The sequence below is a fragment of the Vibrio inusitatus genome, from assembly GCA_024346935.1.
In the GTDB taxonomy this organism is placed as follows: domain Bacteria; phylum Pseudomonadota; class Gammaproteobacteria; order Enterobacterales; family Vibrionaceae; genus Vibrio; species Vibrio inusitatus.
The window spans coordinates 575,958-589,930 of the sequence record AP024878.1; the positions used below are offsets into that span (position 1 = coordinate 575,958).

Annotated in this window: 14 protein-coding genes; all 14 read left to right on the forward strand. The window is 44.8% G+C overall.

The window, feature by feature from the left end; translation table 11 throughout:
- The first annotated feature begins 18 nt into the window (after positions 1–18).
- On the forward strand, positions 19–1,869 hold the full coding sequence (gene hscA / locus OCU48_RS02715; RefSeq protein ID WP_141343595.1) for a Fe-S protein assembly chaperone HscA: 1,851 nt from the start codon (positions 19–21) through the stop codon (positions 1,867–1,869).
- Between the two features lie 12 nt (positions 1,870–1,881).
- Complete coding sequence (gene fdx / locus OCU48_RS02720) at positions 1,882–2,220, forward strand: ISC system 2Fe-2S type ferredoxin (protein WP_017032736.1); 339 nt, start codon at positions 1,882–1,884, stop codon at positions 2,218–2,220.
- A 26-nt stretch (positions 2,221–2,246) separates the two neighbouring features.
- Complete coding sequence (gene iscX / locus OCU48_RS02725) at positions 2,247–2,441, forward strand: Fe-S cluster assembly protein IscX (protein WP_141343596.1); 195 nt, start codon at positions 2,247–2,249, stop codon at positions 2,439–2,441.
- 249 nt (positions 2,442–2,690) lie between these two features.
- Positions 2,691–3,977, forward strand: a complete 1,287-nt coding sequence (gene pepB / locus OCU48_RS02730) for an aminopeptidase PepB (RefSeq protein WP_141343597.1) — start codon at positions 2,691–2,693, stop codon at positions 3,975–3,977.
- 93 nt (positions 3,978–4,070) lie between these two features.
- The gene (ndk, locus tag OCU48_RS02735) at positions 4,071–4,499 is read left to right on the forward strand and encodes a nucleoside-diphosphate kinase (RefSeq protein WP_141343598.1); all 429 of its coding nucleotides are present in this window, start codon (positions 4,071–4,073) and stop codon (positions 4,497–4,499) included.
- A 148-nt stretch (positions 4,500–4,647) separates the two neighbouring features.
- The gene (gene rlmN / locus OCU48_RS02740; protein ID WP_017028343.1) at positions 4,648–5,763 is read left to right on the forward strand and encodes a dual-specificity RNA methyltransferase RlmN; all 1,116 of its coding nucleotides are present in this window, start codon (positions 4,648–4,650) and stop codon (positions 5,761–5,763) included.
- Positions 5,764–5,825: 62 nt separating this feature from the next.
- A complete protein-coding gene (pilW, locus tag OCU48_RS02745) occupies positions 5,826–6,491 on the forward strand; it encodes a type IV pilus biogenesis/stability protein PilW (protein WP_141343599.1) in 666 nt (221 codons plus the stop codon).
- Positions 6,492–6,547: 56 nt separating this feature from the next.
- Positions 6,548–7,480 carry a RodZ domain-containing protein gene (locus OCU48_RS02750; RefSeq protein WP_141343600.1) on the forward strand — a complete coding sequence of 311 codons (933 nt, stop codon included), beginning with the start codon at positions 6,548–6,550 and terminating at the stop codon, positions 7,478–7,480.
- Positions 7,481–7,482: 2 nt separating this feature from the next.
- Positions 7,483–8,604: a flavodoxin-dependent (E)-4-hydroxy-3-methylbut-2-enyl-diphosphate synthase gene (gene ispG / locus OCU48_RS02755; RefSeq protein ID WP_141343601.1), complete on the forward strand. Its 1,122-nt coding sequence runs from the start codon at positions 7,483–7,485 to the stop codon at positions 8,602–8,604.
- Between the two features lie 41 nt (positions 8,605–8,645).
- On the forward strand, positions 8,646–9,914 hold the full coding sequence (hisS, locus tag OCU48_RS02760; RefSeq protein WP_141343602.1) for a histidine--tRNA ligase: 1,269 nt from the start codon (positions 8,646–8,648) through the stop codon (positions 9,912–9,914).
- Between the two features lie 11 nt (positions 9,915–9,925).
- On the forward strand, positions 9,926–10,540 hold the full coding sequence (locus tag OCU48_RS02765; RefSeq protein ID WP_141343603.1) for a YfgM family protein: 615 nt from the start codon (positions 9,926–9,928) through the stop codon (positions 10,538–10,540).
- A gap of 11 nt (positions 10,541–10,551) precedes the next feature.
- The gene (bamB, locus tag OCU48_RS02770; protein WP_141343604.1) at positions 10,552–11,712 is read left to right on the forward strand and encodes an outer membrane protein assembly factor BamB; all 1,161 of its coding nucleotides are present in this window, start codon (positions 10,552–10,554) and stop codon (positions 11,710–11,712) included.
- A 162-nt stretch (positions 11,713–11,874) separates the two neighbouring features.
- Complete coding sequence (gene der, locus OCU48_RS02775) at positions 11,875–13,362, forward strand: ribosome biogenesis GTPase Der (protein WP_141343605.1); 1,488 nt, start codon at positions 11,875–11,877, stop codon at positions 13,360–13,362.
- Positions 13,363–13,739: 377 nt separating this feature from the next.
- Positions 13,740–13,967 carry a zinc ribbon domain-containing protein gene (locus OCU48_RS02780; RefSeq protein WP_141343606.1) on the forward strand — a complete coding sequence of 76 codons (228 nt, stop codon included), beginning with the start codon at positions 13,740–13,742 and terminating at the stop codon, positions 13,965–13,967.
- Positions 13,968–13,973 lie beyond the last annotated feature (6 nt).

Genomic DNA, 13,973 nt, shown 5'->3' on the forward strand with positions numbered 1-13,973 from the left:
ATATAGAATAGGAATGTCATGCCATTACTACAGATAGCAGAACCAGGCCAAAGTTCTGCACCTCATGAACATAAGCTCGCAGCAGGTATTGACCTAGGTACCACAAACTCACTCGTTGCTTCAGTGCGCAGCGGGCAAGCAAGTCCACTCCTTGATGCAGAAGACCGCGCTATCTTACCATCGGCGGTGCATTACAAATTAGATGGCTTCAATGTAGGTTATTCTGCCTTGGATGCGGCAGAGACAGACCCTAAAAATACCATTATTTCAGTGAAGCGACTTTTAGGCCGTTCGGTTGAAGACATTAAACAGCGTTATCCAAAGTTGCCGTATTCATTTTTGAACAGCGACAATGGCTTACCTATTTTACAAACGACACTTGGCAGTAAGAACCCTATTGAAGTATCTGCGGATATTCTCAGAGCATTAGGTCAGCGAGCGGAATCTACGTTAGGCGGAGAGCTTACTGGTGTAGTGATCACCGTGCCGGCTTATTTTGACGATGCACAGCGTGCAGGCACAAAAGACGCAGCCAAACTTGCCGGATTGAATGTACTTCGCTTACTTAACGAACCAACAGCGGCGGCTATCGCTTATGGGCTAGACTCAGGGCAAGAAGGCGTTATTGCCGTTTATGATCTGGGTGGCGGTACTTTTGATATCTCGATCTTACGCTTGTCTAAAGGTGTATTTGAAGTGCTGTCAACGGGTGGAGACTCGGCGCTAGGCGGTGATGACTTTGATCATCTTCTTGCTGAACACATTCAAAAAGAAATGGGTCTAGACTCCTTATCGGATGAACAGAACCGTATCTTACTCAATGCTGCAGCAAAGACTAAGATTGCCCTATCTAATAACGAGACAACTCAGGTTTCTGTATTAGATTGGCAAGGTGAGATTTCTCGAGAAACTTTTGACGATCTTATTCGCGCTCTAGTGAAGAAAACACTCATGTCTTGTCGCCGTGCTTTGAAAGATGCTCAGGTTGATAATGATGAGGTACTTGAGGTTGTGATGGTAGGCGGGTCTACACGTACACCTTTAGTCCGCTCTATGGTGGGTGAGTTCTTTGATAAAGAACCGTTAACGAGCATTAACCCTGACGAAGTGGTTGCTTTAGGCGCTGCAATTCAAGCAGATATTCTTGCAGGCAATAAGCCTGATTCAGATATGCTGTTACTGGACGTTATTCCACTGTCTCTGGGTATAGAAACTATGGGAGGATTGGTTGAGAAAATTATTCCTCGTAACACCACTATACCAGTAGCAAGAGCGCAAGAGTTCACGACCTTTAAAGACGGCCAAACCGCAATGACTGTGCACACGGTACAAGGTGAACGAGAGATGGTTGATGACTGTCGCTCGTTAGCTAAGTTTGCATTGAAGGGCATTCCGCCAATGGCGGCAGGCGCTGCGCATATTCGTGTGACGTACCAGGTAGATGCTGATGGCTTACTTTCAGTGACCGCTATGGAAAAGAGTACAGGTGTACAAGCTGAAATTCAGGTCAAGCCTTCATATGGTCTAAGTGATAATGAAGTCGCGAATATGCTGAAAGACTCAATGACCTTTGCTAAAGAAGATATGCAAGCAAGAGCGTTAGCGGAGCAATGCGTTGAGGCCGATCGTGTTATCGAAGGTTTGATTGCCGCATTACAAGCCGATGGTGATGAATTGCTCAGCGAGCAAGAGCGTGCTGCACTGCTTGAAGTTATTGAAGACCTTATCGCCTTACGTAACGGCGATGATGCTGATGCGATTGAAGACGGAATTAAGCAGACGGATAAAGCGAGCCAAGATTTCGCTTCCCGTCGTATGGATAAATCGATTCGTCAGGCTTTGTCTGGCCAATCAGTAGATGATATATAGAGATAAGCAATTATGCCTAAAATTGTAGTTTTACCCCATGATGATCTTTGCCCTGAAGGTGCTGTATTAGAAGCCAATACGGGTGAAACCGTACTCGATGTGGCTCTAAAGAATGGGATCGGCATTGAACATGCATGTGAGAAGTCGTGTGCTTGTACTACCTGCCACGTGATTGTGCGTGAAGGTTTCGACTCTCTAGAAGAGAGCGAAGAACTCGAAGACGATATGTTAGATAAAGCATGGGGCCTAGAGCCTGAGTCTCGTCTAGGTTGCCAAGCGATTGTTGCAGATGAAGACCTCGTTGTTGAGATCCCTCGCTACACGCTAAACCACGCATCGGAAGATCATTAATCAATTTAGCTAACAAGGAGGTTTGCATGAAATGGATAGATACTAGAGATATTGCCATTGAGTTAGTGGAAAAGTTTCCAGAGGTAGACCCTCAGACAGTACGCTTTACTGACTTGCATCAATGGATATTAGAACTGGAAGATTTTGATGACGATCCGAAGCACTCTAATGAGAAAATCTTAGAAGCCGTTATCCTTTGTTGGATGGACGAGGCGGATTAATCGTTCACTTAACATAAATTTAATAAAAATCGGGCCTTAGAGCCCGATTTTTATGTTTTTGACACTTAGCCTAGGCATAATGGGCTAATAAAAACGGTCATAATCTACAAGAAACAGCTTGTTAGGAAAGGGATATCTTACTTTCCATTAATAACTGAGTTTCCTCTGTCGGAGGGACTAGGATTCCTGTATCTTGAGATACATAAAAGTAACAAACATAATAAGACAAGTAGAGGGCAAGGAGAGGTCATGTCTACAGCAATGCAAGTATCACTATCTACAGATAAAGCAGCACCTCAATGGGGCGTAAATGCCATTCTTTCTCACACAGAGCAAGGTTGTTCTGTGCACATTGGTCAAGGCCATGATTACGGCGCTATTCAAAAAGCAGGTCGTAAGCTAGACGCACAAGGTATCAAGAACGTTACTCTCGTTGGCGAAGGTTGGGATCTAGAAGGCATTTGGTCTTTTGCTCAAGGCTTCCGTAATCCAAGACGCGATAACGCACTAGAATGGCAACCATTGGCTGAAGCCGATGAAAAAGAGCTTCAAGATCGTATTAAGGTGGCTAACTGGACTCGCGATATCATCAATAAGAGTGCAGAAGAAGTCGCGCCACGCCAATTGGCTACAATGGCGGGTGAGCTTATCAAGTCAGTTGCACCAGGCCTAGTTAAGTACCGTATCGTTAAAGATAAAGACCTTTTAACGGAAGGTTGGGAAGGTATCTATGCAGTAGGTCGCGGCTCAGCAAGAACCTCCGCTATGTTACAGCTAGACTTCAACCCGACAGGTGATCCTGATGCTCCAGTAATGGCATGTCTGGTAGGCAAGGGGATTACCTTTGACTCAGGCGGCTATAGCATTAAACCATCTCAAGGCATGACCGCAATGAAAGCGGACATGGGCGGTGCAGCGACCATTACAGGTGGTTTAGCATTAGCGATTCTTCGTGGTTTAAACAAGCGCGTCAAACTGATTCTATGTTGTGCAGAAAATATGATATCTGGTCGAGCTGTCAAACTGGGTGACGTTATTACCTATAAGAATGGCAAGACAGTAGAAATCATGAACACCGACGCTGAAGGGCGCTTGGTATTGGCTGATGGCCTTATTTATGCAAGCGAGCAAAACCCTGAGGTTATTATTGACTGCGCAACCTTAACTGGCGCAGCTAAAAATGCCCTGGGTAATGATTTCCATGCATTGTTTAGCTTTGATTCTGCATTTTCTGAACAGGCGCTTGCATGTGCTGCAGAAGAAAAAGAAGGTCTATGGCCATTGCCTCTAGCCGATTTCCATCGTGGTATGTTGCCGTCTAACTTTGCGGATCTATCTAACATCAGTAGTGGTGATTTCGCTCCAGGTGCATCTACTGCTGCTGGTTTCTTATCGTACTTTGTCGATGATTATAAAACAGGCTGGTTGCACATTGACTGTGCAGGTGCTTACCGCAAGTCAGCGACTGATAAGTGGGCTGCTGGTGGTACAGGTATGGGCGTGCGTACACTTGCAAACCTTCTGAACAATCAATAATAAGAATTGAGGCCCTTTCGGGCCTCTTTTACCATAAGAGAATAATTGTTTTAACCATTGTTTTTGACAATCCAAGAGCTATAAGGAAATTAAATGGCCATTGAAAGAACATTTTCTATCGTGAAGCCAGATGCTGTAAAACGTAACCTAATTGGTGCTATCTATCAGCGTATGGAACAAGCGGGCTTGCGTATCGTAGCGGCAAAAATGCTACATCTTACTGAGGAGCAAGCGAGTGGTTTTTATGCAGAGCATGAAGGCAAAGAGTTTTTTCCTGAACTAAAAGAGTTTATGACTTCTGGTCCTATCATGGTTCAAGTGCTTGAAGGTGAGGATGCTATCTGTCGTTACCGTGAGTTGATGGGTAAGACTAATCCAGAACAAGCTGCCTGCGGCACTATCCGTGCGGATTACGCCCTGAGCATGCGTTACAACTCTGTACACGGCTCAGACAGTCCTGCATCTGCTGCTCGCGAAATAGAGTTCTTCTTCCCTACTTCAGAAATTCATCCAAGAAACTGACAGCTGACAGCTTTTAGCAAAAAAAGACTTAAGCGAAAGCTTAGGTCTTTTTTGTTAGATTGACCTAAATCACATATTTCTTGTTGCTGTTGCACAAACCCTGTACAATCTGCGCCCCTAGATTTGTTGTTCGTCGTTGAGAGGCACCATGACTAAAGCAAAAGTAAATCTGCTTGATTTTGATCGCCAAGGCCTACGTCAGTACTTTGCTGATGAGCTGGGTGAAAAAGCATTCCGCGCAGATCAGATAATGAAGTGGATCTACCACTTTGGTTGTGATGACTTTGAAAAAATGACCAACCTAAACAAGAAACTACGTGAGAAATTGCAACGTCTTACAGAGATACGTTCACCTTACGTTTCAGAAGCTCAGCACTCTAGCGATGGCACCATTAAATGGGCTATGCGTGTAGGTGACCAAGACGTTGAGACGGTATATATCCCTGATGGCGATAGAGCTACATTGTGCGTTTCTTCACAAGTAGGCTGTGCGCTTGCGTGTACATTCTGCTCAACGGCACAACAGGGCTTTAACCGTAATCTCCGAGTATCTGAGATTGTCGGTCAGATTTGGCGTGCAGCTCGTGAAATCGGTCTAGAGAAAGAGACAGGTCGCCGTCCAATTACTAACGTCGTTATGATGGGTATGGGTGAGCCTCTACTTAATATGAAAAACCTAATGCCATCTCTGAACATCATGTTAGATGATTTAGGGTTTGGCTTGTCTAAGCGTCGAGTGACTGTATCTACCTCTGGTGTGGTGTCTGGTCTTGACCAAATGACCGGCAATATTGACGTTGCACTAGCGATTTCATTGCATGCACCTACAGATGAACTCCGTAGCCAAATCATGCCGATCAATGACCGTTGGGACATTCAAGACTTCTTAGAATCTGTCCGTCGTTATATCGCATCCTCGAATGCAAACCGTGGCAAGGTGACTGTAGAGTACGTGCTTCTTGATCACGTGAATGATGATATGGATCATGCGAGGCAACTCGCAGAATTGCTCAAAGATACGCCAGCGAAGATAAATTTAATACCTTTTAATCCGTATCCTGGTTCACCTTATAAGAAACCGAGTAATTCACGTATCGACCGTTTCCAAAAAACCTTGATGCAATACGACTACACGGTAACGGTGCGCAAGACGCGAGGTGACGATATTGATGCTGCTTGTGGTCAATTAGTAGGTGATGTTATCGACCGAACCAAGCGTACCCAGAAGAACACTGGGGAAGCCATTCCAGTTAAATCTCTTTAACGGAAAGTATACTCGTTGACTAATTTGACTGAGGTTCCCTGGTATAACTATCGGGGAACCTTATGTTTAAAGGATTGGTCACACTTTTTTTACTCAGTCTTTTAGTCGGTTGTGTTACAGTTGATGGTGAGGCTGGAAACGCGCAATTCAACCCTTTCAAAGCAGCGGATGCCAGAATAGAGCTCGGTATAAACTATCTAGCACTAGGGCATAATGTCAGAGCAAAGCAAAATCTTGAGCTGGCACACCGTTATGCGCCTAATTATGTACGCGCTTCCTCCGCAATAGCCTATTATTATCAGCAGGTAGCAGAGCCTGAACTGGCTGATGTTTGGTATAAAAAAGCATTGACTGAATCACCAACAAGCGGTGAGGTATTGAATGACTATGGTGTGTTTCTATGTCGACGACAAGAATATACCTTAGCTCAAAGACAGTTTGAGCGTGCGATTCAACAGTCTGACTACGACTATGTCTCCGCAAGTTATGAAAATGCAGGTCTGTGCGCCACAATGCAAGGTAATTTGCGACTCGCTGAGACCTATTTTCTTAAGTCTTTAGAGCATGAGCCATCTCGCTTCCGAAGCAGTATTGAACTGGTAAAACTATCTGTTCACTTCGGCGCCTTTAGCGAAGCTCAGCAGCGATTACAACAAATTCACACGAGGTTTGGACCAAGGGTAGAGACGCAACGGTTACAAGATGAATTGGACCACAATCATCCGTAACGAAAGAGTGGCGAATCCCCATCTAGACCTCCTTAAAGATTGAAGTACTATAAAGAATGAGCAAAGAATCCAGCAATACAGATACACAACATCTTGACTCTAAAGAGGGTCACGCAACATCCCCTATGGTGGGTGACATCCTAAGAGCAAAACGTGAGTCTTTGGGGATTGATCAAAAAGAGATTGCGGATCGTTTGCGTCTTAGGGTCGCTATCATACAAAGTATTGATAGTAATGACTTCCAATTGGGCCAAGTGCATACTTTTACTCGCGGCTATATTCGCTCTTACGCTCGCGCAGTCGGTGCTGATGAAAAAGTATTGCTAGAACTGTTTGATAGCTCAGAATTTGCTAAGCCTACTGAAGATAAAATGCAAAGCTTTTCTCAGCAAACAAAGAAAACCAAACACGATAACAACATCATGAAACTGACTTGGGGTATCTTCGCTATCATAGTGGGTATATCTGCGGTTTGGTGGTGGCAGAGTGAGCAAAACTCAGACACAGTGGTCAGCGAACCGGTTGAAGTGAATGAGTCAGTGTTAGAAGAAAGCTATGATCCTGCATTAGATGCTCAATTGCTAGCTGAGCCTCAGTCTCCAAATAGAGAGCCATTGGCTTCAACTGACAATGAAGCTGCGCGAAATGAAGCGGAATTAGGTCTAGAACCTACATCGACTGCTGATGCTGAAGAAACAGTCGATGCGGATGCTCCACAGCCTGTGCAGTTACCTGAAATAACGGAAACGTCAATGCCAAGCATTGCGATGAGTTTCAAAGCAGACTGCTGGATTCAGGTGCAAGATGTGAACGGTAAAACGCTGTGGACTGGCGTAAAAACTGCGGGTCAACAACTCAAACTAGAAGGACAAGGACCATTCAAATTTGTTCTTGGTGCACCAGAGGTGGTTTCACTCTCAATTTCGGGTGAACCTGTCGACCTTTCTAGGTATACTGCAGGCAAAGTAGCACGTTTCACTGCAGAGTAACTATGCATCACGAATCCCCAATTAAGCGTCGTTCTTCGACGCGCATCTATGTAGGCGACGTAGCCATTGGCGACGGCGCACCTATTGCCGTCCAGTCAATGACGAACACCCGAACTACAGATGTAGAAGCCACGGTCGCACAAATTCGCTCCCTTGAAAAAGTAGGGGCTGACTTGGTACGTGTTTCTGTACCTACGATGGATGCGGCTGAAGCGTTCAAAGCGATTAAACAGCAAGTTAACGTTCCTTTGATTGCTGATATTCATTTCGACTACCGAATTGCGTTAAAAGTCGCAGAATATGGTGTTGATTGCTTGCGCATTAACCCAGGTAATATTGGTAATGAAAGCCGTATTCGCTCTGTGGTTGATTGTGCTCGTGATATGAACATCCCCATTCGTATTGGTGTGAATGGCGGATCTCTCGAGAAAGAGATTCAAGAAAAGTATGGCGAACCAACGGCTGCAGCCTTGGTAGAATCAGCGATGCGTCATGTGGATATTCTAGACCGCCTTAACTTTGATCAATTCAAGGTAAGTGTTAAAGCGTCAGATGTATTTTTGGCGGTGGACTCTTATCGGCTACTAGCAACAAAGATCGATCAACCATTACACCTAGGCATCACCGAAGCAGGTGGCGCTAGAGCGGGCTCAGTGAAGTCGGCGGTAGGTCTAGGCATGCTATTGTCTGAGGGCATCGGTGATACGCTACGCGTTTCTCTGGCTGCCGATCCAGTTGAAGAAGTGAAGGTAGGATTCGATATCCTCAAATCACTTCGTATTCGCTCTCGTGGCATCAACTTTATTGCTTGCCCAACCTGCTCACGTCAAGAGTTTGATGTAATCAATACGGTTAATGTACTAGAGCAACGCCTAGAAGACATTATTACGCCAATGGATGTATCCATCATTGGTTGTGTTGTAAATGGTCCTGGTGAGGCTGAAGTATCACATTTGGGACTTGCTGGTGGTAATAGAAAGAGTGCTTACTACTTAGATGGCAAACGCCAAAAAGAGCGCTTCGATAATGACAATATCATCGATCAGCTAGAGGCAAAGATTCGTTCAAAAGCGAGTCAACTTGACCCAGCAAACCGAATCGACGTTAACGATATTCAAGAATAAATGCTCAGGGCGTAGGCCCTGACAATACACGGTATTTAATTGTGGCAAAATCAATCCAAGCAATCCGAGGCATGAATGACTGCCTACCCACTCAATCTCCTTTGTGGCAGAAACTTGAGTCAACCGTTCAGCGTGTAGTCAGTGCTTACGGCTATAACGAAGTGCGTATGCCTATCGTTGAAATGACTAATCTATTTAGTCGCGCTATCGGTGAGGTTACCGATGTCGTTGAAAAAGAAATGTATACCTTTGAAGATCGCAATGGCGATAGTTTAACACTGCGTCCAGAAGGTACTGCCGGTTGTGTACGTGCAGGAATCGAAAATGGTTTGCTGTACAACCAAGAGCAGCGTCTATGGTACATGGGCCCAATGTTCCGTCATGAGCGCCCTCAGAAAGGTCGTTACCGTCAATTCCACCAATGTGGCGTTGAGGTATTTGGTATTGACGGTCCTGATGTAGATGCAGAGCTAATCATGATGACCGCGCGTTTGTGGCGTGAGTTGGGTATTGATAAGCATGTTCGCCTAGAGCTGAACTCTATCGGTTCATTAGAAGCTCGCGCAAACTATCGTACTGCACTTGTCGCGTATCTTGAGCTACATATCGACATTTTGGATGACGATTGTAAGCGTCGCATGCACACTAACCCTTTGCGTGTACTCGACACTAAAAATCCTGATGTTCAGGCTATTTTAGGTGATGCTCCACGTCTTTCGGACTACCTTGATGCAGAATCGAAAGAGCACTTTGCGGGTTTGTGTGAACTTCTTGATGCCGCTGGAATCGAATACCAAGTTAATGAACGTCTAGTTCGTGGCTTGGATTACTACAACCGTACAGTATTCGAGTGGATCACTGAGAGCCTAGGCTCACAAGGCACTGTTTGTGGTGGTGGTCGTTACGATGGTCTTGTTGAACAACTCGGAGGTAAGCCAACTAAAGCAGTAGGCTTTGCTATGGGGCTAGAGCGTTTGGTTCTTATGCTCGAAACACTGGAATTAAATGAAGTTCGTCGCTCTGTAGATGCGTATGTTGTTACTGCAGGCGAAGGTACTTTGATGGCGGGAATGAAGCTAGCAGAAAGTTTGCGTGAGCAAATGCCTGAACTTCGTGTAATGAACCACTTTGGTGGTGGTAATTTCAAGAAACAATTCAAGCGTGCTGACAAAGTCGGCGCAGCAGTAGCCCTAGTTCTGGGTGAAAATGAAGTATCAGAAAACAACGTTGTGGTTAAGGATCTTATCGGCGGCGAGCAAATCACTATCGCGCAAGCAGATCTTGTGAACAAACTAAAAGAATTAATTTAAGAGGATCGGTCGTGGAATTGTACGATAGCGAAGAACAACAAGTTGAAGCCATCAAGGATTGGTGGAAAGAGAATGGTAAAGCAGTCATCTTGGGTGCTGTAATTGGTCTTGGTGGCCTATTTGGTTGGCGTTACTACCAAGATTCAGTAGTTTCTGGTCAAGAAGCTGCATCAGATGCTTATGGTAAAACTATTCAAGCTCTGCAAGTTCAAGGTCTAGATGCCACAGAACAAGTGCAAACTTTTATCAATGATAATGCTGATCGCGAGTACGCAGTGCTTGCAGCTCTGCAGTTATCACAAGCTCAAGTTGCGGCAGCACAATACAAAGAAGCGCTAGCACAACTAGAGTGGGCGAAAGCCAATACTAAAGATGGTGCGATTGTACCTGTCATTACACTTCGTGTGGCGCGTGTTAAAGCTGAAACTGGTGATGTTGACGGTGCAATTGCAGACCTTTCTGCAATGCAAGTTGCAGGCTGGGAAGGTCGTGTTGCTGAACTAAAAGGCGATCTACTGCTGCGCAATGGCGATAGCGAAGGCGCTTTAACGGCTTACTCTGAAGCGCAACAAGCGGCAGATGCGAGCCAAACTATCCAGTTCAAACTTGACGATCTAGCGAAATAGGACTGCATTGCATGCTAACTAACAAGTGGCTTCGTCGAACACTTATTGCAGCTGTTGCGACGGCTGTTGTCGGCTGTGCCAGTGAAGAAGACACTATTATCATGGCTCCTGTGCCTGTAGTAGAAAGTCAATTTACACCGGAGGTTGTGTGGTCAACTTCTGTCGGTGATGGGGTAGGGCAATATTTCTCTAAGCTGACACCTACTTACGCCTACAATAAAGTGTTTGTTGCTAGCCGTGATGGCGAGGTAATGGCACTCGACCCTGAGTCTGGTGGTAAAATTTGGACAGCAGATCTTGAGAAAGATGTACCTGCTCGTCTATCGGGCGGAATCAACGCTTCATACGGAAAGCTGTTCATTGGGACTGAAAACGGTGAGATGATCGCCCTTGATGCCGAAACCGGTGAAGAGAAGTGGCGTGTGGAAGTGGACGGTGAAGTGTTGTCTGTCCCCGAAACTGATGCCAACTTAGTACTTGTTCACACTACTCGTGGTGCGCTTGTCGCCCTAGAGGAAGAAACCGGTAACGAAATGTGGACGGTTAGCACTGAAGTACCAAACTTAACATTACGTGGGACTAGTTCTCCAGTGGCCGTTTCAGGCGGTGTTTTCTGGGGTACGGCTAATGGTCGTTTAGCTGCCGCTATTGTAGAGCGTGGTCAAATGATTTGGCAGCAACCGGTAGGAACGCCAAAAGGCGCGACAGAAATTGATCGTCTGGTTGATTCTGATGCCAAGCCTTTGATTGTTGCGGGTATGTTGTACACCATTGGTATCAATGGACAGCTTGTTGCTATCGATCTTCGTTCTGGCTCTCCTGCTTGGAAGCGTAATTACTCTTCTGCGCAAGATATGACGACAGACGGTCGTAATATTTACTTGGTAACAGATAAAGATTTTGTGGTTGCTGTAGATGCACGAAGTGGTACTGAACTTTGGCAAAACAAAGAGCTTGAATACCGTTTGCTTACAGCACCTGCAATCATAGATCGTAAAATTGTATTAGGTGATAGCGAAGGCTATCTGCATTGGATAGATCGTAATACCGGTGAGTTTATCTCCCAGCAGCTAGAGCATGATAGTGGTTTTGCTGTCGCTCCTATTGAGGTTGACGACGGTTTTGTTATCACAACACGTAATGGTAGCGTCAAGATGCTGAAGATCAATTAGATCTTCCGACGTTCGAATAACGTGATATAATTCACAATTGGCTCTTGACTGGAAACAGTTAAGAGCCGTTTTGTTATTAATTTTAGTGTAGTTATAGGTAAGCAGGGATTAAGAAAACCGTCTTACCTATAGCTACATAACGCTTTTTATTTTGAGGTCATTATGGTTCCAGTTGTTGCGCTTGTTGGGCGTCCTAACGTAGGAAAATCCACATTATTCAACCGCTTAACTCGTACTAGAGATGCACTGGTAGCAGACTTTCCTGGTCTGACACGTGATAGAAAATACGGTCGAGCTAAACTTGGCGAGCATGAGTTTATAGTTATCGATACTGGCGGTATCGATGGTACTGAAGAGGGTGTGGAAACCAAAATGGCCGAACAGTCGCTAGCTGCGATTGATGAAGCTGATGTTGTACTGTTTATGGTTGATGGCCGTGCTGGCTTAACTGTGTCGGATGAGGCGATTGCTCAACATTTACGTCGCATTGAGAAGCCAGCTATGTTGGTGGTCAACAAGGTCGATGGTATTGATGCTGATGCGGCAAGTGCTGAATTTTGGCAGTTGGGCGTTGAAGACATGTATCAAATTGCCGCGGCTCACGGTCGTGGTGTAAGTGTATTGATTGATCGTGCATTGAATCCATTTGCTGAAGCTCTACTGAAAGAGCAAGGTGAAATAGAAGATCTCACTGGTTTCGAAGATGAAGAAGAAGAGAAACTAGAATACACAGAAGAAGAAGCTGAACTGGAATTCAAGCGTCTACAAGACCAACCGATTAAACTGGCTATTATTGGCCGACCTAATGTAGGCAAATCAACACTGACTAACCGTATTCTGGGTGAAGAACGTGTTGTTGTGTATGACATGCCCGGCACGACACGTGACTCTATTTACATTCCAATGCAGCGAGACGAGCGTGAATACGTATTGATCGATACTGCAGGTGTACGCCGTCGTAGACGCATTAATGAAACTGTAGAAAAGTTCTCCGTGGTGAAAACTCTGAAAGCAGTAGAAGATGCAAACGTTGTACTGCTAGTCATTGATGCGCGTGAGAATATTTCAGATCAAGATTTAAGCCTATTAGGCTTTGCGCTGAACGCGGGTCGTTCTATCGTGATTGCTGTAAATAAGTGGGATGGTCTTGATACTGACGTTAAAGAACACGTAAAGAAAGAGTTGGATCGTCGTCTAGGTTTTGTTGATTTTGCACGAATTCACTTTATCTCTGCTTTGCATGGTACAGGCGTTGGTAATCTATTTGAATCAGTACAAGAAGCCTATAAGTCGGCAACGACTCGCGTAGGGACGTCTGTTCTGACTCGTATTATGAAGATGGCAACGGATGATCACCAACCACCAATGGTACGTGGTCGTCGTGTGAAGCTTAAGTATGCGCACGCAGGTGGCTATAACCCTCCAATCGTGGTGATTCACGGTAATCAGGTTAATGATCTTCCTGCTTCTTACAAACGCTACCTAATGAACTACTACCGCCGTTCGTTGGAGATCATGGGTACACCAATTCGTATTCAGTTCCAAAGTAGTGAAAACCCGTTTGAAGGTAAAACGAGTAAGATGACTATCTCGCAAGAGCGTAAGAAGAAACGCCTTTCTGAGATGCTTAGAGGCCGTAGCAAGAAATAAGCAGCCACGTATTAAATAGAACCGCTTCAAACACTGAAGCGGTTTTTTTATGCCCGTAATCTGTGTGTTTTTGAATTTCTCTAGCTAGATGATCTTTTTATTATTCTCTTATATTTTGCTGTAAGTTCAATCTATCGGTGTTATATCCTGCTTTAAATTCAAAAACAGCATATGTAACTTATGCTTTCGGTGTGTGGTTATATAAATGTTCTTTTTTAGGTAGATCGCTGATCACGACCAATAAAGTAGAAGATCAAACAAAGATCACATAAATGCTGTTAGAAGATGCTTTTGATAAAAAGGACTCATAATAGAAACATCAGCCTATCTCATGATACATTAGCATCAGTTAATATTTAAGAGTTGTGAGGTTCTCTATGTCACAGAATATCTGCCCAGAGTGTAGTAAAGAATTGGATTGGGATGGTCAGTATTATTGCGCCGATTGCCAGTTACACTATAAGAAACACGCCTTTTGCCCTGATTGCGATGTTGAACTGGAAAAGCTGCAAGCATGCGGAGCGGAAAGCTATTTTTGCAACGCAAGTTGTAATGAGCTCAAGTCTAAGTCTCGAGCTCGATTTGAGTTTAAGAAAGTTGATTAACCTTGA